The sequence below is a fragment of the Agrobacterium sp. ST15.13.013 genome (assembly GCF_027956525.1).
Lineage (GTDB): Bacteria > Pseudomonadota > Alphaproteobacteria > Rhizobiales > Rhizobiaceae > Agrobacterium > Agrobacterium salinitolerans.
Map to the genome: position 1 here is coordinate 93,315 of NZ_JAQKGP010000012.1, position 21,443 is coordinate 114,757.

At 56.2% G+C, this 21,443-nt stretch carries 16 protein-coding genes and 3 pseudogenes; 14 read left to right on the top strand and 5 right to left on the bottom strand.

The features are described 5' to 3' along the window. Nucleotides 1–7: 7 nt before the first annotated feature. Complete coding sequence (virB11, locus tag PL597_RS14055; RefSeq protein WP_217006066.1) at nt 8–1,015, top strand: P-type DNA transfer ATPase VirB11; 1,008 nt, start codon at nt 8–10, stop codon at nt 1,013–1,015. Nucleotides 1,016–1,071: 56 nt separating this feature from the next. Here the strand turns inward: virB11 and PL597_RS26340 are convergent. Together PL597_RS26340 and PL597_RS14065 are read right to left on the bottom strand one after the other, a co-directional pair. Further along, a pseudogene (locus PL597_RS26340) lies at nt 1,072–1,278 on the bottom strand (helix-turn-helix domain-containing protein); the annotation flags it as partial. Between the two features lie 47 nt (nt 1,279–1,325). Further along, nucleotides 1,326–1,877: pseudogene (locus PL597_RS14065) on the bottom strand (HlyD family secretion protein); the annotation flags it as partial. Nucleotides 1,878–1,926: 49 nt separating this feature from the next. Here PL597_RS14065 and PL597_RS14070 point away from each other — a divergent pair. Beyond that, a complete protein-coding gene (locus PL597_RS14070; RefSeq protein ID WP_271365462.1) occupies nt 1,927–3,534 on the top strand; it encodes a PAS domain S-box protein in 1,608 nt (535 codons plus the stop codon). Between the two features lie 232 nt (nt 3,535–3,766). Here PL597_RS14070 and PL597_RS14075 read toward each other — a convergent pair whose 3' ends face one another. Beyond that, entirely contained in the window at nt 3,767–5,335 is a 1,569-nt protein-coding gene (locus PL597_RS14075; RefSeq protein ID WP_271365463.1) for a bifunctional aminoglycoside phosphotransferase/ATP-binding protein, read from the bottom strand. 729 nt (nt 5,336–6,064) lie between these two features. Between PL597_RS14075 and PL597_RS14080 the strand changes: the two are divergent. After that, nucleotides 6,065–6,573: pseudogene (locus tag PL597_RS14080) on the top strand (transposase); the annotation flags it as partial. A 90-nt stretch (nt 6,574–6,663) separates the two neighbouring features. Here PL597_RS14080 and PL597_RS14085 read toward each other — a convergent pair. Together PL597_RS14085 and PL597_RS14090 are read right to left on the bottom strand one after the other, a co-directional pair. Then, a complete protein-coding gene (locus tag PL597_RS14085) occupies nt 6,664–6,945 on the bottom strand; it encodes a helix-turn-helix domain-containing protein (protein WP_333781945.1) in 282 nt (93 codons plus the stop codon). 12 nt (nt 6,946–6,957) lie between these two features. After that, nucleotides 6,958–8,292: a type II toxin-antitoxin system HipA family toxin gene (locus PL597_RS14090; protein ID WP_271365466.1), complete on the bottom strand. Its 1,335-nt coding sequence runs from the start codon at nt 8,290–8,292 to the stop codon at nt 6,958–6,960. A 342-nt stretch (nt 8,293–8,634) separates the two neighbouring features. On the opposite strand from PL597_RS14090, the gene PL597_RS14095 reads away from it, so the two are divergent. The 11 genes from PL597_RS14095 (at nt 8,635) to PL597_RS14145 (ending at nt 21,405) form a co-directional block, all read left to right on the top strand. After that, nucleotides 8,635–9,423, top strand: coding sequence for a GntR family transcriptional regulator (locus PL597_RS14095; protein ID WP_271365468.1), 789 nt, complete (start codon nt 8,635–8,637; stop codon nt 9,421–9,423). A gap of 30 nt (nt 9,424–9,453) precedes the next feature. Next, the gene (locus PL597_RS14100; RefSeq protein ID WP_271365471.1) at nt 9,454–10,569 is read left to right on the top strand and encodes an ABC transporter ATP-binding protein; all 1,116 of its coding nucleotides are present in this window, start codon (nt 9,454–9,456) and stop codon (nt 10,567–10,569) included. Continuing rightward, nucleotides 10,566–11,495: an ABC transporter permease gene (locus PL597_RS14105; RefSeq protein ID WP_217006146.1), complete on the top strand. Its 930-nt coding sequence runs from the start codon at nt 10,566–10,568 to the stop codon at nt 11,493–11,495. The genes PL597_RS14100 and PL597_RS14105 overlap by 4 nt, the downstream gene beginning before the upstream one ends. An 11-nt stretch (nt 11,496–11,506) precedes the next feature. Continuing rightward, nucleotides 11,507–12,388, top strand: a complete 882-nt coding sequence (locus PL597_RS14110; RefSeq protein WP_271365473.1) for a carbohydrate ABC transporter permease — start codon at nt 11,507–11,509, stop codon at nt 12,386–12,388. Between the two features lie 60 nt (nt 12,389–12,448). After that, nucleotides 12,449–13,978 (top strand): extracellular solute-binding protein, encoded by a 1,530-nt coding sequence (locus PL597_RS14115; protein WP_271365532.1) that lies wholly within the window; start codon nt 12,449–12,451, stop codon nt 13,976–13,978. Nucleotides 13,979–14,049: 71 nt separating this feature from the next. Further along, complete coding sequence (locus PL597_RS14120; protein WP_271365474.1) at nt 14,050–16,380, top strand: alginate lyase; 2,331 nt, start codon at nt 14,050–14,052, stop codon at nt 16,378–16,380. Nucleotides 16,381–16,397: 17 nt separating this feature from the next. Continuing rightward, the gene (locus PL597_RS14125) at nt 16,398–17,147 is read left to right on the top strand and encodes an SDR family NAD(P)-dependent oxidoreductase (protein WP_271365475.1); all 750 of its coding nucleotides are present in this window, start codon (nt 16,398–16,400) and stop codon (nt 17,145–17,147) included. 16 nt (nt 17,148–17,163) lie between these two features. After that, nucleotides 17,164–18,333: an SGNH/GDSL hydrolase family protein gene (locus PL597_RS14130; protein WP_271365476.1), complete on the top strand. Its 1,170-nt coding sequence runs from the start codon at nt 17,164–17,166 to the stop codon at nt 18,331–18,333. Continuing rightward, nucleotides 18,330–19,364 carry a hydroxyacid dehydrogenase gene (locus PL597_RS14135; RefSeq protein ID WP_271365477.1) on the top strand — a complete coding sequence of 345 codons (1,035 nt, stop codon included), beginning with the start codon at nt 18,330–18,332 and terminating at the stop codon, nt 19,362–19,364. The genes PL597_RS14130 and PL597_RS14135 overlap by 4 nt, the downstream gene beginning before the upstream one ends. Next, nucleotides 19,361–20,158 (top strand): sugar phosphate isomerase/epimerase family protein, encoded by a 798-nt coding sequence (locus PL597_RS14140; RefSeq protein ID WP_271365478.1) that lies wholly within the window; start codon nt 19,361–19,363, stop codon nt 20,156–20,158. The genes PL597_RS14135 and PL597_RS14140 overlap by 4 nt, the downstream gene beginning before the upstream one ends. Continuing rightward, the gene (locus tag PL597_RS14145) at nt 20,158–21,405 is read left to right on the top strand and encodes a glucarate dehydratase family protein (protein WP_271365481.1); all 1,248 of its coding nucleotides are present in this window, start codon (nt 20,158–20,160) and stop codon (nt 21,403–21,405) included. The genes PL597_RS14140 and PL597_RS14145 overlap by 1 nt, the downstream gene beginning before the upstream one ends. Nucleotides 21,406–21,443 lie beyond the last annotated feature (38 nt).

Below are 21,443 nucleotides of genomic sequence, written 5' to 3' on the forward strand. Positions count from 1 at the left end.
GCGCGAAATGTCACAGAGGCAGGATTCGGCTGTGGTCAGCGAGCTGTTGAAGCCGCTTTCGACATTCCTTCAGGACGTGTCCCTCTTCGAAGTCATTGTTAATCGGCCCGGGCAGGTGTTGACGGAAGGTCCCGGTGGTTGGCGGACCCATGAAATGCCGGAACTTACCTTCGAAAAACTCATGCGTCTTGCCCGGGCCGTAGCGAGTTTCTCCCATCAGTCAATCGATGAGACGCATCCGATATTGTCGGCGACCCTACCAGGGGGAGAGCGGATCCAGATCGTCATTCCTCCGGCGACGATCAAAGACGCTGTCAGCATGACAATCCGCAAGCCTTCCTCGATCGACTTCAGCCTTGATGATCTGGAGGAAAAGGGATTTTTCCAGACAGCATGCGCGACGAACAGTATCTCCTCCGCGCAGGATAAGGAGCTGGGCGAAACCTATCGCGCAGGCCGTTTCAAGGATTTCTTGCGACAGGCCGTCATCGCTCGAAAAAACATCATCATTTCTGGCGCCACGGGTTCGGCAAAAACGACACTTTCCAAAGCGCTGATCAAGCATATTCCTGAAAGCGAGCGGGTCATTTCAATCGAGGACACTCCGGAACTCGTTATCTCACAACCCAACCACGTGCGCTTGTTTTACTCGAAAGGAGGGCAGGGGCTTTCGCGTGCCGGACCGAAAGAGCTTCTCGAATCCTGCCTTCGTATGCGGCCGGATCGGATTCTGCTTCAGGAGCTTCGCGACGGGACGGCCTTTTATTATATCCGGAACGTGAATTCGGGCCACCCTGGCTCAATAACCACCGTTCATGCTAACTCGGCAGAAATGGCTTTTGAGCAGCTGGTTCTGCTCGTTAAGGAGTCAGAGGGCGGCGCGGGCCTTGATCGGGCCGACATCGTGGCTTTTTTGAAGGCCAGTATTGATATCGTTGCTCAGTGCAGGCGAAACAAAGGGAATTTTCGGCTATCTGAGGTGTATTTCAGGAGTGAGCGTGGGAGCAAGGAATAGCCAATTGAGCCCTCCACGCGAGTTTCCAGGTCGCAGCATGCAATGCGCAATTCCATCTTCCTGAGCTGCGGGATCATCGCCTCGACAAGATCGGGAAGTCGGTTAGCATAGCGGATCGGACGCCGCGACCGCTCCGTCAGAGCCTCAAGCCCATAGTTCCTATAGCGATAGAATATCCTGTAGCCGGTCTTGCGCGATATGCCGCAGCCAGCGCACACCTCGCTCATTTCCACGCCATCCAACGATCGGGTGGCAAAGCCCAGCCCGTGCCGGCGTGCAGCTTCCTGCGAGCTACGGTACGCGTCCGGAGCTATTTTGCTGTCTTGACGTCGATCGACGATTCGACCGACATGCCGGATCTCAGACGGCCTTTCATCTTAGCATCGTCGATGACGATCTTCACGGGAATGCGTTGGACGATCTTGGTGAAGTTCCCGGTCGCGTTGTCTGGCGGCAGAAGCGAGAAGTCAAGGCCGCTCGCCGGCGAGATGCTATCGACGTGCCCCTTGAGTGCGGCGCCGGGTAGACCGTCCACTTCAATCACCACCGGCTGTCCTGCTCGAACATGGGCAAGCTGGGTTTCCTTGTAGTTGGCGACGACGTAAACGGCGTCAAGCGGAACGACCGCCATGAGCTGCGTTCCGGCCGCTACGAGCTGACCCAGGCGGATCGACCGCGCGCCCACCGTGCCGTTCACCGGGGAGACAATCTCGGTATAGGAGAGGTTGAGTTCCGCCTGACGCAAGTTTGCGACAGACCTTTCGCGCTGGGCGACCGCCTGATCGCGTTGCGTCATGAGGACGGAAACCCTGTTTTTCGCGGCGACCAGCCCGGCCTGATCACGTTCAACCGCGGCAGACGCCGTCCACCACCACAAGAATGGTCAAAAACGTCTGATCGCAACGCGGTGGGTGTTCGTCGATCTTGGTGGTGATCAGTCGCCTGTCATCATCCAGACGAATAATGATGTGACGGATCTCAAGAAAATGCAGGATGAATTGGCGAGGCGCGAAGCGCATCTTCTTTCTATTCTGGAGACCGTTCCAGACGCGATGGTCGTTATCGACGCCACGGGTATCATCTCGTCGTTCAGTGCGGCGGCCGAAAGGCTCTTTGGTTACGGCGCAGTCGAGGTCGTCGGACGTAACGTCAAAATGCTGATGCCCGATCCGGACCGGGCCGCACATGACACCTACATAGCGCGCTACCTGACGACCGGCGAACGACGCATTATCGGTTACGGGCGAGTTGTGACGGGCCGGCGAAAGGATGGTTCGCGCTTTCCGATGGAGCTGGCCGTAGGTGAGGCGATAGCCGATGGCAATCGTATTTTTACCGGCTTTATCCGCGATCTGACCAGCAGGCAGAAAATTGAGGAGGAGTTGCGCCAGTCACAGAAAATGGAGGCAATCGGTCAGTTGACCGGTGGCCTGGCGCATGATTTCAACAACCTGCTCACCGTTATCAGTGGCAATCTTGAAATGGCTGAAAGTAAACTGAGCGATGAAAGTGTTCGATATCTCATTCGTGAAGCGCAGGATGCTGCGGAGGACGGTGCGAAGCTGACAAGCCAGCTTCTGGCATTTGGTCGTCGACAGCCGCTCAACCCCCAGCGCTTCGACATTGGTGAGCTCATAGGAACAATTTCCGACTTGTTGCGGCGGACCCTCGGTGAAGCAATCGCATTCGCCATTGTCGTGACGGGCTTCCGCAATGAAGCTATCGTCGATGCATCGCAGTTGCAGAATGCGCTCCTTAATCTGGTTATCAATGCGCGCGACGCTATGCCTAAAGGGGGGGCGTTAACGGTCGAAATATCGCGCGTGAAGCTGGACCTGGACTACGCACATATGTATCCGAGCATAAAACCGGGCAACTATGTGCAGATCTCGGTCACAGATACGGGAACAGGCATGGCGCCGGAGGTGAAGGAAAAGGCGTTCGAGCCCTTCTTCTCAACCAAGGAGGCTGGAGCCGGCACGGGTCTCGGTCTGAGCATGGTTTATGGCTTCGCCAGGCAATCCGGTGGCAACGTTCAGCTCTACAGTGAGCCGGGACAGGGAACGAGTGTACGAATCTTTCTTCCCGCCGCCATGGATTCTGCGGGGCCGTTGGAAGACGATATCAAGGATGTCTCAACTGTGATCGCTCCCGGTCGCGGGGAAAAGATTCTCGTTGTTGAAGATGACGCGCGCGTCCGCCGTGTCGCGATTGCGCGTCTTGCCGCGCTTGGCTATCGTGTTGTGGAGGCGTCCAATGGTGTGGAAGCGCTTCAGCATCTGGAAAATCATTCCGACATCGATCTTCTTTTTTCGGACATCGTGATGCCAGGGGGCATGGCGGGTGACGAGCTTGCCGATCTCGTCCGCACTATTCGTCCGGATATCAGGGTTCTTTTTACCTCGGGTTATGCCGAGCCAGCGGTAGCCGGGCGGCAGCTTGCGAAGAAGGGGAGCTGGCTCAAAAAACCCTATACGGCACGTGAACTTGCAATAAGGCTGCGCGAACTCCTGGATTAGGGTGTAGTAAATCGCCCGGTTGGCGAGGCCGCGTCGGCTGGTGAGGTTTCTTGCAGAAAGGCGTTATGTGGCAAATCGAATTATGGACGGAGATCCATTGTCAGGCACGCGGCGATCGCAAACTTGGACGACATATCGGAGTAGCGTCTCTTCCTGCTTTGCGGGCATTCATAGAAACATCGCCTAGTGCTACGATGGTTGTTCGATGCCTGTCTTCCAACGGTCGAAACGTCTATCGTTTTTGATAATCTGTTTGTGAGTTGCCGGTCGACGGACGATTCTCACTCTGGATGGCTGCGATGTCGTCGCAACAGGCCTGCAGGCTCTTGGATGTGTCAATCCTTTGCCACGTCATATCGCCTGTTCTTCGGGCAAGTTGCATTTGCAATATTTCGACATTGGCGTCCGACGGTCCGCTGCGCCGGTCCCGAACACGCCTCCAGAGAACGGCGGGATCCGCATCGAGCCAAAATCCGTGGAAGTCAGCCTGGTATCGTCGCGCAGCAGCCTCGATGGTGGCGCGATGATCTGCGCTGTCAAAGACGGCGTCCGCTACCACACTGCCACCGTCGGCCAGGATGACCTGTGTCCTCAGGACCATGTCCCCATAAACGCGTTCGGATACATCCCTGCGATATGCCGCCTCGGGAAGCCGGGTTTCTGCCGGTACGCCGTGCAAAGCCTTGCGGATACGATCACTCTCGATAATTCGCGCACCTGGCGCCACACCCAGGTGAGGTGCAATGCTTTCTGCAACGGTCGTTTTTCCAGAACCGCTCAATCCGCCAATGGCAACCAGTTCGGGCGGCTCAACAATCAGCAGGCGTTGCGCCAACGCGAAGTAAGATCTCGCTTGAGCGGCAAGCGCCGTTCTATCACCCGTTGTCGCGTCGGCTTGCGTCGCGATCACGTGGGCTCTTACAGCAGCGCGTACCGCCAGAAAAAAGGCCAGGAGTGCAAAACCGTCCTCGTTGTCGGATTCATCGAGGTAGCGGTTCATCACTAGGTTCGCGTGGTGACTGTGTCCCTGGTGCCAGAGGTCCATAAGCAGGAAAGCCAAGTCATAGAGAACGTCGGTAGTGGCAATTTCGTCGCTGAATTCGATGCAATCAAACAATCTCGGTTCGTGTTGGAAAAGGCAGATATTGCGCAGGTGCAGGTCGCCGTGACACCGTCTGACCTTGCCTTTGTCCGCCCGTTCCCGCAGTCGTTCTGAATGGCCCTCTAGGGTTCGGCGAAAAGCGCAATTAAGTCGATCAATCTCGTCCCGGGCAAAGACGGAACTCGCCTTCAGACCGGCTTCGTTGACGTCGAGAACCTGCTCCATCTGACGCCTCCCGTCGAGATTATGCGCGATGGTCGCACGCTCATGAAAATGGACGATCATCCGGGACGTCGATGTCATCAACGCGTCTGTGAGTTCGTTTGCTGCGGCAAGATGATCGAATAGCTGGTCCTGATCGAACCTCGTCATTTCAACGACGGCATCGAGAAGTGTGCCGTCATCGGAAAACCGGAGCTGGCCATCTGCATCCCTGGAAATGATCTTTACACCCAGATAGAGCCCGGGTGCTGTCGGCGAATTGAGAGATATCTCTTTAAGGCAGGCGTCCAGCCGAAGCTCGGGGCTCGAAAAATCGAGATAGGGCAGCTTCACGGATTTCTTGAGCTTGTAGGCTCTGGCGCCGGTCAGAAAGACGATCGAAATATGCGTTTCGATCGTTTCGACGCGTTCTGTCTCTCCAAAGGAGGCGGGATCGCTGAGAAAGGTGATGACCTCCTTTTGCGTGTCGAGAGACATTCCAATTTCCCTTTTGCTTGAGCTTGCCTCGTCTTCGCGTGACAAGGTCGTGAAAACGTCGTTCAAGAGGTTTTCAAACTTTGAACCCGAACCATCACATCCCGGGAGATGTTGGGGCGCATTGATAAGAGTCAAAGGTCTATGAAACAGCACGGGGCATCTGGCGAGACTTCATCGGCCGACAGTACTCGAATCGCCCATTTGTTGATCATGATCAATTTCATTGTTCCATAGAGGCATATCGCTACCATGGGTGTGAAAAACCCGTTGCCTGCAAAGTGAGGCAGGTCTAAGCTCCTTCGAAGGAGCCAGCATAGGGTGCTACGTTTTGGCATGCGGATGTTGAGGCGAACCTTGTGGTGCGGCTGATGACGCGCGAATCCAAGCCTGTTGCCGATGCTGCCCGTTGCCGTCGCCCGTTTTTTGCGGAACTGGGCCGAGTGTCAGAGGGGCGAAGTTACCAGCCGTCGAAAATATCAACGGAGCGGCATCCTAACAGGTGGGGCTTCAACGGATTTCCAGATACGATGCTGCGCACAGCCACGCAATCCAGCGCCAGTGTTTTCAAGCTGCTTCAGTTGGTTCCGTGTTTACACCTCGAATATCGACAGATAGCGAGCCGGAAGTTCCATAAGATAGATTATGCGATTAACAGCTGTAGCCGCGTCCATTCTATTTCCAAGTGCGACGTGCCAGTAATTTCAATGGCTTCACTTTGGAGATTTTGGCATGTCCAGATGCTACACGCAAATCACCCTCGCCGATCGCCGACGCCTTCAACAGCTGATGACAGCGAAAGTGTCCATCAACGAGGTGGCGCGTCTACTTGGCCGTCATCGCTCGACGATCTATCGCGAGATTAGGCGCAACACGTTCCATGATCGTGAACTGCCGGACTACGACAGTTACTATAGCACGGTAGCTCACGATATCTCTAGGGAACGGCGACCCCGGCTGCGAAAGCTTCGGCGGCAACCGAATTTGCGCACGGAAATCATCAACCAGTTGGAGGCAGGCTGGTCTCCGGGCAGATCGCGGGCGCCTGTTGTTGGAGGGACAAAGCCTCGTCCGCGTTTGTAAAGAGACAATATATCATTTTATTTACAGCAAGGAAGATTATAGGCTTGGCCTCTATCAGTATCTACCGGAAGGGCGTCGCAAACGTCGTCCACTGCGATCCAGAAATCCGCAAGGCGGTGTGTTTCCCAGCCTCGCATTGCATATCCCAACGTCCTGAGTGAAAGAGATTGAGCAACCTTCGTCCAGGACAGTATGGTTCAGTTACCAAGTTACTTTCCATCCAACTTTTGCCGCGAGCCGTTACTAATCTAATCTGAGCGATTAGGATCCTTTGGTATAAAGCCAAGTGAGAACCCGAAGAGCTTTCCTATCTTGTCCAAAGTCTCAATTGTCGGGTTTCCTTTTCCCGTTTCTATTTCCGCCACTTGTCGCTTGGTAATTCCTGTAATGTCAGCGAATTTTTTCTGGGTAAGCCCAAGTGATTTCCTCATGTCGAGGACAGCGTCCGGCAATCGTAGGTCAGCTGCGACTGCGCGTGCGCTTAATTGTTTGCGAAGGTCGCGGATTTCGTCTCGGCTGAGCTTTCTCATTCTGGGCATAGATTATCCTTTGCCCTTGCGGTTGCGGGCTTCAAGAACGCCGATACAGACACTGTGCAAACTGGCTGCGGCACGCTGCGATACCGCATGCGGAATACCAAACTGTTCGAGATCGCTCAGCCGAAGGATAGTGTCTGCGAATTCAGCGATCGCTTCCAATAACCTTTCAGCGTCATCCGGGCTGTTGGGGAACACCGCCTGAAAAACGTCGAACCAGTCAGGATTGGTGTCGCGGTGTGTATCGCGCATTGCTGACCAACGCGTTGAACGAGCGATCCCTTCGGTAGCAAGCTTCATGGGAGCGAAGTCAAACAGCGGTGACAGGCGAACGCCGCCGTCCGGTGCCTTCGAAAGTGCGGTATTGCGACCGTGATTGTCTGGGTTGCCAAACGCTCTGTTGGCAATGTCGCGTTTCACATACTCGAGAATATCGTTGTAAGGTTCATCAGAACTGCGACGAATGACATTGATGAAATCCTCGTGGCTGGCCAGATGGCCAAACTCCGCGACACCTATCGCGGAAACCATGCTTTCCTGCCCGTAACGCACTAGACGCCCATCTTCGATACGCCGATCAAAACGAGGAATGATGAGAACCCCGTTGGCATAGTGTGAAGGTTCGTACACATTCAGGCCTAAATTCTGTGCGAGCCGGGAGTAACCAGCCTCCCCTTCCAGGATCAGGCGATCCTGCTCTTCTCGGCTTCTGAGTAGTTTCACGATGACGTGGCTTACCGCTTCGCTATCATCAATGAATGTATCCGGATAATAGAGACCGTCTGTGGCTTGGGTCATCGAAGCCTTGGGCCATTCGCCCTGCAGACCACTTGAACCCGAGGCAATCATGCCAAATCGATCCACGACTTCAATGAACAGGTCTGATCGTTCAAGAATGTCCTGGTACGTCACCCCGGCACGCTGAACATGTGTCAGTCGCTCGGCCTCCGCTTCGGCAGCTTCCTTTATACGGACATTACCAACTGGATTTCCGCCTGCCCTCATGAGCAGGGATAGGTCGGACTCTGGCGCATCGACATTGATCTTCAAATGGTCGGCAAGCTTTCTACGCGCGTGCCCCTGAGGCATTAGGTCGAGAAGGAAGGGTGGCCAAGTGTCGCGATAGTGCGACGCCAGATTGACGGGATAGTTTACGGATAGCGCCCGGGCATCTGTGACCGAACCTTCATCCTGGTAGTCGACAGACGCTTGGTCGACAAAATAGTCCAACTCATAGCTGAGGTCCAAGGGGCCGCCATATCCACGCTCGACATGATTCAAATCCGCCACGGCAGCGATATGCCACTCGTCGTTCCAGAAAACTTCAAATGTCAGCCGCATAATACGGACCCCTTTAGGGGTTTTATATGGCAAAATTCCACTTAAAACAACCCTTATAGGGAGCTGAAAGATATGGAATACCGATCCGTGACGGCACTTTTAAGCATAGAGTGGCAATGCAAAGTTCGGTTCGTTTTCACCTTCGCAGGCGAAGGTCAATGAAAATCCCACTGAGAACATCGGTAAACCCACATCCTGGGGCAATTGCGTTCTCCAGAGAAAGGGGATGTGCACCCGCTTGTTACCCACCCGCTTGATATTTGCACCAGATCAGCAGCTTGACATTATCAGACTCTGAAGATATGTCAGAAATATATCTGATATCTCAGTTATGGATTTGATATGTCTGAAGCCCACGAGTTTCCATCGCTTCCCCTGTCTCAGCTCGTCACACCTGAAGAGCTGCCGCAGGGGGGTAACATGACCAACCGGATCCATGCGCTGCTCCGCAAGCTCATCGTGGAAGTCAAGTTGCTTCCAGGGCGCGCCCTGTCCGAAAAAGAGATTGCCGCTCTCCTGAATGTAAGCAAAACGCCGGTACGTGAAGCGATCATTCGCCTGTCGGAAGAGGGTTTCGTCACCGTTGTCCCGCAGGGCGGTACCTACATCTCTCCGATCGATGTGCAGCGGTATATGGAAGCCTGCTTCATCCGGTTCAAGCTTGAAGAGGGGGCGGTGATAGAGGCTGCCAAACGTCATTCGCTCGAAGACATTGCGCGCCTCAAGACCTGCCTTTCAAATCAGCGCATTGCTGCAAAAGACGAAGAATTCACGAACTTCTTTTTGCTTGATGAGGAGTTCCACAAAAACATCTTTGCAGCCGCCCGTCTCCCGGGAGCTTGGAGTGTTGTCAACCAGGCCAAGGGGGAAATGGACCGTATGCGGCATCTGAAACGCGTGTTTGCAGTCAGACGCACAGAAAAGGTTATCGAGGAGCACGAGGCAATCGTGGATGGAATCGAGTCAGGCGATGTGGAAGCGGCCCGGGAGGCCGTCCAGCGTCATCTCGGATCACTCGAGACCAAGATCGCAGAACTCTCCAGAAACCCGAAAATCTGGACCTTCATCGAGCAGGTCAACACGCGCGTCACGAGGAAGCGCGCTTCACGGGGGTCGAGGACGCCTGCCTGAACATTCAAGGCTTTTGAGGAGGGGCCTTTCATGTCTGCAGTTCAAATCAACGATGTCGTCAAGCGCTACGGCGCTCTCGAAGTCGTCCACGGTATCAATCTTTCCATACAGCCGCAGGAGTTCGTTGTCCTCGTTGGTCCGTCGGGATGCGGAAAATCCACCACGCTGCGCATGCTCGCGGGACTGGAAGACATCTCGGACGGCACCGTTTCCATGGATGGCCGGGTGGTCAACAAGATCGCGCCGAAAGACCGCGATGTCGCCATGGTGTTCCAGAACTACGCGCTTTACCCCCATCTGAGCGTTGGGGAAAACATCGCCTTCGGCCTGCGTGTCAGGGGCGAGAAGCGGGCCGTCATCGACAAGGCCGTTGCCGAAGCCGCACAGATATTGGGGCTTACCGAATATCTGGCCCGCAAGCCGGCCGATCTTTCCGGCGGCCAGCGCCAGCGTGTCGCCATGGGCCGCGCCATCGTGCGCCGGCCGAAAATCTTCCTGTTCGACGAACCCCTCTCCAATCTCGATGCCAAGCTGCGCACACATATGCGTGCCGAGATCAAGCTGCTGCACACGCGGATGCAGGCCACCAGCATCTATGTTACCCACGACCAGGTGGAGGCGATGACGCTTGCCGACCGCATCGTCATCATGAACGGCGGCCACATCGAACAGGTCGGCTCGCCGATGGAAGTTTTCCTAGAGCCGGCGAACACATTTGTCGCAAGCTTCATAGGCTCCCCGCCCATGAACCTCCTGGACGGCACGATTGAAAGCCATGACGGCCGTGTCACCGTTGTCCTCGGCGGTGGCTCCGGGCAGCGCTTCAACATTCCCGACGCCTTCGCGAAGAGCGCAGCGCACGGGCAGGCTGTCAAGCTCGGCCTGCGTCCGGAAATCATGTCGGTAGAGGCTGGCGACGGTCGTGACGTCCTTGATTGCAGCATCGACCTCGTAGAGCCTTTGGGCGCCGAAGCGCTGCTGCATGGGAAGGCCGATGGTCAGCCATTTATCGCCAAAGCCGAAACGCTTTATGGTGACCATGCCCTTAGCGGCGTCAACCGGCTTTCCATCGATACAGCACGCGTTCACGTCTTTGATGCGGCGACCGGAAGATCGCTCAAAACCCGGAGTGGAGGGTGTCCATGAAACAGGATTTTCAAGGGCGCCTTTACGACCTCCGGGAAGACATGCGCCGCGACTGGCAGCTCTACCTCTTGCTCGCGCCAATGCTCATCTGGTTTGCGGTTTTCCTCTACAAACCGATGTATGGGTTGGTCATCGCATTTAAGGATTTTTCGATCTTTCGCGGTATCGAAAAAAGCCCTTGGGTCGGGTTTGCAAATTTTGTGGAGCTTTTCCACAATGACATGTTTGTACGTTCCTTCTGGAATACTATTACAATCAGCGGCCTTGGCCTGATCTTCGCTTTTCCCGTGCCGATCATTCTTGCCCTGATGTTCAACGAGGTTCAAAGCGGCCTTGCCCGTCGCTGGGCGCAGACTGTCGTTTACCTGCCGCATTTCATTTCGGTGGTGATTGTCGCCGGCATCGTTATCAATTTCCTCTCGCCGTCTATCGGCATCGTCAATCTTATGCTGAAAGGCTTTGGATTCGAACCGATCTACTTCCTGACCCAGCCGGAATGGTTCCGTCCCGTCTACATCGGCTCTTCCGTGTGGAAAGAGGCTGGCTTCGAATCCATCGTCTATCTCGCCGCCATCGCCGGCGTGAGCCCGACACTTTACGAATCCGCCCGAGTGGACGGCGCATCGCGCTGGCAGATGATGTGGCGCATCACCCTGCCCTGCATCCTGCCAACAATCGTGATCATGCTGATCATCCGCATCGGCAATCTGGTCGAAGTCGGGTTCGAATATATTATCCTGCTTTACCGTCCATCCACCTACGAGACGGCGGATGTCGTTTCCACCTTCATCTACCGCACCGGCCTGCAGGGCACGCAATACGATCTGGCGACAGCCGCCGGCCTGTTTAATGCGGTCATCGCTTTCGTCCTCGTCTATTCGGCAAATCGCATAAGCCGAAAAGTCTCGTCGACATCGCTGTGGTGAGGAGCTGAAACATGGCGCACTTCAATCTCTATTCCCGTGGCGACAGGATTTTCGGCTGGGCAAACGCCGTTCTCCTCGGCCTGTTCGTCCTGTCAACGCTTTATCCCTTCATCTATGTGCTGTCGGTCTCGCTCTCTTCGGGCGCTGCCGTCACCGCAGGCCGCGTCACGCTATGGCCCGTCGATGTCACTCTTGCCGCCTATGACCGGGTCTTGTCCGACAGGATGTTCTGGGTCGCCTATGGCAACACATTCATCTACACCTTCGGCGGTACGCTCATGAGCCTGCTGATCATGATCCCCGGCGCCTATGCCCTTTCACGCAAACGCCTGCGTGGCCGCACCTTCTTCAATATCGCCATCGCGTTTACGCTCTGGTTCAACGCCGGCATGATCCCCTTTTTCCTGAACATGCGCGATCTCGGCCTTCTTGACAGCCGCTTCGGCATCATTCTCGGTTTTGCGGCCAACGCCTTCAACGTCATTCTGCTGCGTAATTTTTTCGAAGCCGTGCCGAAATCCTTCGAAGAGGCGGCCAAAATGGATGGCGCAAGCGAATTGCAGCTGTTGTGGAAGGTATTCATTCCGCTTTCAAAACCTGCAATCGTCACGGTCGCGTTGTTCTGCATCGTGTCGCGCTGGAATGGCTATTTCTGGGCCATGGTGTTGTTACGCGGCGAAGAAAAAATCCCACTCCAGGTCTATCTGAAGCGCGTGATCGTCGATCTCAACTCGAACGATGAATTCGCCTCGAGCCTGCTCACCGCCCACTATTCATTCGAGACGGTGACATCAGCGATCATGATCGCATCCATCATTCCCGTCCTCATCATTTACCCCTACGCGCAGAAGTATTTCACCAAAGGAATTCTGCTGGGCGGAGTCAAAGAGTAGCAGCACAAGGGAGGAGAACCTGTGAGAGCACTACGAAAAGGCACGCCCCTACTGGCGTTGATGACAGCCGCAACCCTTTCCATGCCGGCATTGGCACAGGATACGGGCAAGATCACCGAAGATCCGCTGGAACTGACGATCCATTTTCACTTCCGCGACAAATACGTCTATTCGGAAAAATGGCCGGTGGAGCAGAAGGCCGCGGAAATCACCAACATCCACGTCCGCAACGTCGCATCGCTGGCGACCACCAGCAGCCGCGACGCGTTCAATCTTCTGATCGCCTCGGGCAACCTCCCAGACATCGTTGGCGGCGACGCCGCCGGCGGCTTGAAGGAAGACTTCATCCGTTACGGGCTGGAGGGCGCTTTCATTCCGCTAGACGAACTGATCGAGGAAAACGCCCCCAACCTCAAGGCATTCTTCGACAGTCACAAGGAAATCCGCAATGCGATTTCCGGACCGGACGGCAAGCTTTATTTCATCCCCTATGTTCCTGATGGCAAGTTCTCGCGCGGCTGGTTCATCCGCCAGGACTGGCTCGACAAGCTTGGCCTGAAGCAGCCGGAGACACCGGAAGAGGTCTATGAGGTTCTGAAAGCCTTCCGCGACAAGGACCCGAACGGCAATGGTCTCAAGGATGAAGTGCCTTATTTTGCCCGTGAGGAAATTGATGCTGTGCGCCTCATCAACCTGTGGGACGCACGTGTGTCCGGATCCGAGCGCTATGGCGACTTTGCGGTTTACGACGGGCAGCTGCGTCACCCGTGGGCGGAGGAAAACTACAAGACCGGCATTTCCAACGTTGCCAGGTGGTACAAGGAAGGGCTGATTGACAAGGAGATATTCACCCGCGGCTCCCGTTCGCGCGAATATCTGCTGGGCAACAATCTCGGGGGCATGACACATGACTGGTTTGCCAGCACGTCGACCTACAATGACGCCCTCTCGCCGAAGATTGCGGGCTTTGCGCTGAAGCCGATGCTGCCGCCCAAGACGGTTTCAGGCGAGCGTTTCGAGGATTCCCGCCGCCTGCGTGTCCAGCCCGTCGGCTGGGCTATTTCGGCGACCAACGAACACCCCGTCGAAACCATCAAATATTTCGACTTCTGGTTCTCACAGCAGGGCCGCATCCTGTCGAATTTCGGTGTCGAAGGCCTCACGTACGAAATGGTCGATGGCAAACCGCAGTTCAAAAAGGAAATCCTCGACAACAAGGATCCGGTCAACGCCCAGCTATGGGCTGTCGGTGCTGCGATCCCGCGCGGATACTGGATGGATTACGAGTATGAGCGCCAGTGGACGAACAAGATCGCGCTTGAAGGCATCAACCTCTACGAAAAGTGCAACTGCCTCAAGGACGAGTTCATGGGCGTTTCCCTGAACGCCGAGGAAAAAGCGACCTTCGACCGCTACTGGCCGAGCATCCTCACCTACATGACCGAGATGCAGCAGACCTGGATTCTCGGCGCGCAGGACGTCGATACCGGCTGGGACGCCTACAAGAAGCGCCTTACTGCTCTTGGTTACGACGAGGTCATCAAGATGATGCAGTCGGCCTATGACCGCCAGTACAAGGCGGCGCAATAAACCCTCCGACCATGATGGCGGCCTTGTCGCCGCCATCCTTTCCCTTCTGTTTTCATAGGAGTTAGAGCGCAATGCGTCCCTCTGCCCCGGCCATCTCCAGACAGACACTTCTCGATGAACCCCGCCCGGGCTCATTGACCATTGGCTACGAGCCAAGCGAGGAAGAGCCGCCGACGGAGAACCCTCCGCGTTTTTCATGGTTACCTGATATAGACGATGGCGCGCGTTACGCGCTGCGCATTTCGACCGATCCCACCTTTGCAGACAAAAAAACGCTCGTCTTCGAAGATCTCGCCTGGAATTTCTTCACCCCGGACGAAGCACTGCCGGACGGCCATTATCACTGGTGTTATGCGCTGTGGGATCAAAAATCCGCAGTTCCGAATTCCAACTGGAGCACCGTACGCAGTTTCGAGATCAGCGCCTCGTTGCCGAAGACGCCGCTGCCGGGCAGAAAGGCCCGCCACGCCGCCGCCCATGCCAGCCACCCGCGGCTCTGGCTCAATTCCGAGCAGCTGAATTCCTTCGCCGACGCTGTAGCAAAGGACCACAACCATTGTGGCTGGGCCGAGTTCTACGAAAAATCGGTCGAACCATGGCTGGAGCGGCCGGTGATGACGGAACCTCAGCCCTATCCCAACAACACGCGTGTCGCCACGCTCTGGCGGCAGATGTATATAGACTGCCAGGAAGTGATTTATGCGATCCGGAACCTGGCCATCGCCGGCCGCGTGCTTGGACGCGATGACCTCCTCGATGCGTCCCGTAAATGGCTGTTGGCCGTCGCTGCCTGGGACACGAAAGGTGCGACCTCGCGCGCCTATAATGACGAGGCGGGGTTTCGTGTCGTCGTCGCACTCGCCTGGGGATATGACTGGCTGTACGATTATCTGAGCGAAGAGGACCGCAGGATCGTACGGTCTGTTCTTCTCGAACGGACGCGCGAGGTTGCCGACCACGTCATTGCGCATGCTCGCATCCACGTGTTTCCCTATGATAGCCACGCGGTGCGTTCGCTGTCGGCGGTTCTGACACCGGCCTGTATCGCGCTTCAGGGCGAAAGCGACGAGGCGGGCGAATGGTTCGACTACACCGTTGAATTCCTCGCCACACTCTATTCCCCATGGGCCGGCACCGATGGCGGCTGGGCGGAGGGGCCGCATTACTGGATGACTGGCATGGCCTATCTCATCGAGGCCGCCAATCTTATCCGTTCCTATATCGGTTACGACCTCTATCAGCGGCCGTTTTTCCAGAACACCGGGCGCTTCCCGCTTTACACCAAGGCGCCTGGAACCCGCCGCGCCAACTTTGGCGACGACTCCACGCTCGGCGATCTTCCAGGTCTGAAGCTGGGCTACAATGTCCGGCAATTTGCCGGCGTCACCGGCAATGGCCATTACCAATGGTATTTCGATCACATCAAGGCTGATGCGACAGGGACCGAAATGGCCTTTTACAATTATGGCTGGTGGGACCTGAACTTCGATGATCTCGTCTATCGTCACGATTACCCGCAGGTGGAAGCGGTGCCGCCTGCCGACCTGCCGTCACTCGCCGTTTTCGACGATATCGGTTGGACAACCATCCAGAAACATATGGAAGATCCGGAACGGCATCTGCAATTCGTCTTCAAATCCAGCCCTTACGGTTCGTTAAGCCATAGCCACGGAGACCAGAACGCCTTTGTACTCTATGCCTACGGCGAGGATTTGGCGATCCAGTCGGGTTACTATGTGGCGTTCAATTCGCAGATGCATCTGAACTGGCGGCGTCAGACACGGTCGAAAAACGCTGTTCTGATCGGCGGAAAGGGCCAATATGCGGAAAAGGACAAGGCCCTTGCGCGCCGCGCCGCAGGCCGCATCGTCACTGTCGAGGAAAAACCCGGACATGTTTGCATCGTCGGCGATGCGACCGCCGCCTATCAGGTTGCAAACCCGCTGATTCAAAAAGTGCAACGCGAAACCCACTTCGTCAATGAAAGCTATTTCGTGATTGTCGACGAGGTGGAATGTGCCGAACCACAGGAATTGCAATGGCTTTGCCATACACTCGGAGCGCCGCAGACCGGTAGGTCAAGCTTCCGTTACAATGGCCAAAAAGCCGGTTTCTACGGGCAGTTCGTCTATTCGTCGGCCGGCACGCCGCAAATCAGCGCCGTGGAAGGTTTTCCCGATATCGACCCGAAAGAATTCGAAGGGCTCAACATTCACCACCATGTCTGCGCCACGGTTCCGGCCGCCACCCAGCATCGGCTCGTCACCCTTCTGGTGCCTTACACTCTGAAGGAGCCGAAGCGGATTTTCAGCTTCATCGATGATCAGGGTTTTTCCACCGACATCTACTTCAGCGATGTCGATGACGAGCGTTTCAAGCTCTCCCTTCCCAAGCAGTTCTAACATTACGAGGTTTTCCAATGCAGCGTTTTACCAACAGAACCATCGTTGTCGCCGGGGCCGGTCGGGATATTGGCCGGGCATGCGCCATCCGTTTCGCACAGGAAGGCGCCAATGTCGTTCTTACCTATAACGGCGCGGCAGAGGGTGCGGCCACAGCCGTTTCCGAAATCGAAAAGCTTGGCCGCTCTGCTCTGGCGATCAAGGCGGATCTCACAAACGCCGCCGAAGTCGAAGCAGCACTTTCTGCGGCTGCGGACAAATTTGGGGAGATTCATGGCCTCGTCCATGTTGCCGGCGGCCTGATCGCCCGCAAGACAATTGCAGATATGGACGAGGAATTCTGGCGTCAGGTTCTTGACGTCAATCTGACATCGCTGTTCCTGACGACGAAGGCCGCATTGCCGAAAATGGCCAAGGGCAGTGCGATCATCACCTTCTCGTCGCAGGCTGGCCGGGATGGCGGGGGTCCGGGCGCTCTTGCCTATGCCACTTCCAAGGGCGCTGTAATGACCTTCACCCGCGGACTTGCCAAGGAAGTCGGCCCTGATATCCGCGTCAATGCCGTTTGCCCCGGCATGATCTCTACCACCTTCCACGACACCTTCACCAAGCCGGAGGTGCGCGAGCGGGTGGCCGGCGCAACGTCGCTCAAGCGCGAAGGGTCGAGCGAAGACGTCGCCGGTCTGGTGGCCTTCCTCGCATCTGACGATGCTGCTTATGTCACCGGCGCCTGCTACGACATCAATGGCGGCGTCCTGTTCTCCTGATGATCTGGATCACCTCATGTCGGTAACGCTCCCCCGGGCTGGCCGGATTGCCATTCTCGGCACCTCGCTCGTCCAGCAGAACCATATTGGTGACGCCAGCTCACTTGCCACATCGGCACGCGGCTGGATGAGCTGGGCCGAGGTTCTGTCGCACGGCAGGCTTTGCTGCCCGGTCTATCACGACCCTTCCGCGCCGCCCGGCTGGGAGCCGAGCAACCGGCTGGGCGTTAGCCGGTTCTTTTCCGGCCTTAATTTCGGAGTTTCCGGCCAAAAGGCGGTCGAGATCGAGCGCCGGCTGCCGCGATTGCTGCGATCGGATTTCGATCTGATCATCGTTGATGCCGGCACCAACGACATGATGGTGGAAACACGACAGACGATTGCGGATTCAAGGGCGCGGATCGCTTCGGCTTTACTCAACGCGGGCAAGACTGTCGTCCTGCTCCCGATTCTCGCCCGTGGTGTCGGAAAATGGCCGGCTGACGGTGCGGAGCGGGCAAAGGCGCACTGGATCAACCGGCAGAGCATCGAATTTGCAGCAGATCATGCCAATTGCCATGTTTTTGACTGGAACTCGGCCTGGGTCGATCCCGAAAGTGAATTCGGCGAGCCCTACCCCGGCTACTCCGACGACGGCACCCATTTTGCGGTGACAGGCGCCTTTGCTGTCGGGAAATTGCTCGCCACCTATCTTGAGACGATCGTGCCACGCGGGCCGGCCCGTATCCTGGCAAAAGACGATCGTTTTGATCCGGTGGACAATCCAGCAGGCAATCTGGCATCGGATTTTTCAGCCCTGACAGTCACGGGAACTGGTGAGCAGAGCCACCGTCTCGGCGGGAGGCTTGCCCATCCGGGCACAGGCGTATGGGTTGAGGCCATATGCGATGTCGAGGTACCAGCGCATGACGAGATGTTGGGAATCTCGCTCCGTCTTAAAGATATCGCAGCCGATGGACAGGAGGCAGTCTCGCTTGCCCCTTTCCTTTCGGATGACGGCACATTTTTTCCTTTCCCAGCGACCCAATGGTGCGGGGCGCTTAGAACTCCACCCCTGAAACTCAGGCCAGGCGGAGCCCCTCCCGAACTTTTTTTCGATGTGATCCTACAGCCCGGTTCTCGTCCGATCGAAATTGATGTCACCCGCATCGAGGTTCGCCCTGTTTCAAGTCCGGTACGCCCATGAGACAATCTCAGGACAAACCACGGCTGTTGATTGCCATGCGCAACGAACTTCCCGAAGGTTTCTTTGGTTCGCGCGAATGGGCACGGTTGAATGCCATTGCCGACATCATCCCGGGTTTCCCCTATACGGATTTCGATACGGCCGCGGGTGCCGAAGCGCTGGTTGATGCCGATATACTGCTCTCTGCCTGGGGCACGCCTTCGCTGACACGCGAGCGCCTCGCCCGTGCGCCAAAGCTCAGGATGGTTGCCTATGCCGCATCATCGGTTCGCACCGTTGCGCCTGCTGAATTCTGGGAAACATCCGATATTCTCCTCACCACGGCGGCATCCGCCATGGCCGTACCGGTTGCCGAGTTTACATACGCTGCAATCATCATGTCCGGCAAGGATGTGTTTCGTCTTCGAGACGAACATCGAGCAGAGCGCGGCACGGGCGGCTTTGGCAGCAGGCGTGGCATGAGTCTGCCCTATCTTGGCAATTATTCGCGCAAAGTCGGCATTGTCGGTGCATCACGGATTGGTCGGCTGGTCATGGAGTTGCTGGCGCGCGGAAAATTCCAGATCGCCGTCTACGACCCTTTTATTTCAGCGGAAGACGCGGCCGCATTTGCTGCTACGAAAATGGAGCTCGACGAGCTTCTCGTCTGGTCCGATGTTGTCTCACTGCACGCGCCAATCCTGCCCGAAACCCGCCACATGATTGGTGCCCGTGAACTGGCGCTGATGGCCGATCATGCGATCTTTATCAATACGGCACGCGGCTGGCTGGTTGATCACGATGCCTTGCTCACCGAAGCAGTTTCAGGGCGGTTGCGTATTCTGATCGATACTCCGGAGCCGGAACCCCTGCCGCCGGATAGCCCATTTTACGATTTGCCCAACGTCGTGCTCACCCCTCATATTGCCGGAGCGTTGGGCAATGAATTGCGGGCGCTTTCCGACTTGGCCATCACCGAGATTGAACGTTTTGTCGCGGGACTTGAGCCGCTTCACCCAGTCCATAAGCGGGATATGGAGCGCATGGCATGAGAGCTTTCAATTATTGTTTTTCCACGCTCGGTTGCTCCGAACTCAGTCTGTGCGAAGTCGCCGATCTTGCAAAACGCCATGGCACGTCAAGCGTGGAATTGCGCGCGTTGTCCGGCACGATCGACCTGATCGCGGCGCTCGCTGCCGAGTTTGGCACTCCCGCCGGATTTGCAGCCTTCCTGATTAAACGCAATCTCAGGGTCGCCGCCCTGAACACTTCCTTTCGGTTGTTCGGCAGCGCCGACCTTTCAGCAATCGAGCCCTTCATCGCTTGGGCAGAAGCTGCAGGCATCGCTTATCTGCGGATTTTCGACGGTGGCAGGCAATCGGGGCCGAACGGGATGGCAGGTGCATTAGCACTGCTAGACGAATGGCAGACCCTTCGGCAATCACGCGGGTTGAATGTCGATCTGATGATAGAGACCCATGATGCGCTGGCCGATTTCGGGCATCTTGTAACCTTCATCGAGCATGTGCCGGCAGCCCGGATTTTGTGGGACACGCATCATACCTGGGCCAAAGGCGCCGATCTCAAGACCCTTTGGCATCATATCGAAAGAAATGTCGTCCATCTGCATGTCAAGGACAGCACGACCAATATCGACGGGCAACGGCGGTATGTATTGCCCGGCCACGGCGATTTTCCCATGGCGGAAATGCTTTCGCTACTAAAATCGGATGAACGACATATCCCCCTCAGTCTGGAATGGGAACGCCACTGGCATCCCGAACTGCCGCCACTGGATGATGCCATGACAGCTGCACGCAGCTGGTGGGGACAAGGAGCTTTTTGATGCGGATAACCGAAGTTCAACTCACACCGGTCGCAGTTCCAGACCGCCCACTGCTCAACTGCAAAGGTGTGCACCAACCGCATGCCCTGCGCACCATCATCGAAGTCGTATGCGATGACGGTACGGTTGGCCTCGGGGAAAGTTATGGAAGTATCAAGGCGCTGGAAGGATTGAGACGCGCGGCTCCGGTACTTGTCGGACTGGATCCGTTTCACCTGCATGAATTGAAATCGCGTGTTTTCGCCGCCTTGCCCGGCGCTGGTGGCATCAATGCCAAGTCGGCTGTCGCTGATCACAAGCTCACGGACGTGGTTGCTTCGGCGTTTGAAGTTCCCTGCCTCGACATTCAGGGCAAGATCCTTGGCCGCCCGGTGTGCGATCTCCTCGGCGGTGCTGTTCGGACGAGTGTTCCTTTCAGTGCCTATCTGTTTTTCAAATTCGCCTCGCATATCGGCGAGGATCCGGACGAATGGGGGGAAATTCTGACACCTGACCAGATGGTTGGCGAAGCGCGCAGGATGGTTGCAAAATACGGTTTCCAGTCGCTGAAAATAAAAGGAGGTGTGCTCCACCCCGACCTTGAAATAGAAACAGTGCTGAAACTTCGGGAAGCTTTCCCGCGCCATCCTTTGCGCATTGACCCAAACGGCGCCTGGACCGTCGAGACTGCAATCTATGTGGCGCGCAAGCTCGAAAACGTTCTGGAATATTTGGAGGATCCTGTCCTGGGCATGGACCAGATGGCGCAGGTAGCCGCCGCAACCTCAATCCCCCTCGCAACAAACATGATCGTACTCGAGTTCGATCACATTGCCACTGCCTTCAAGAAAAAGGCAGTGAATATTGTTCTTTCTGACCATCATTACTGGGGTGGACTTCGGGCCTCGTCTCATCTTGCCAAAATCTGCGAAGTGATGGACCTTGGCCTTTCCATGCATTCGAACTCACATCTGGGGATCACCCTCGCCGCGATGGTCCACACCGCTGCCGCGACACCAAACCTTACCTTCGACTGCGATACGCACTACCCATGGACCGCTACCGACGTAACCGAGGGAACGCCCTTCACTTTCCACAACGGGAAACTTGACTTGCCGGCAAACCCCGGGCTTGGCGTATCACTGGACAGAAAAAAACTCGCGTCTCTTGCTGCACTTTATGAGAAAAGCAGTTCGAAGGAACGCGACGACACGGCATACATGAAGCTGTTTGATCCGCGATATGAGAGACTTGTGCCACGCTGGTGAGGTTGCCTCGGGCTTGCCAGCGTCACGCATCGCAACGA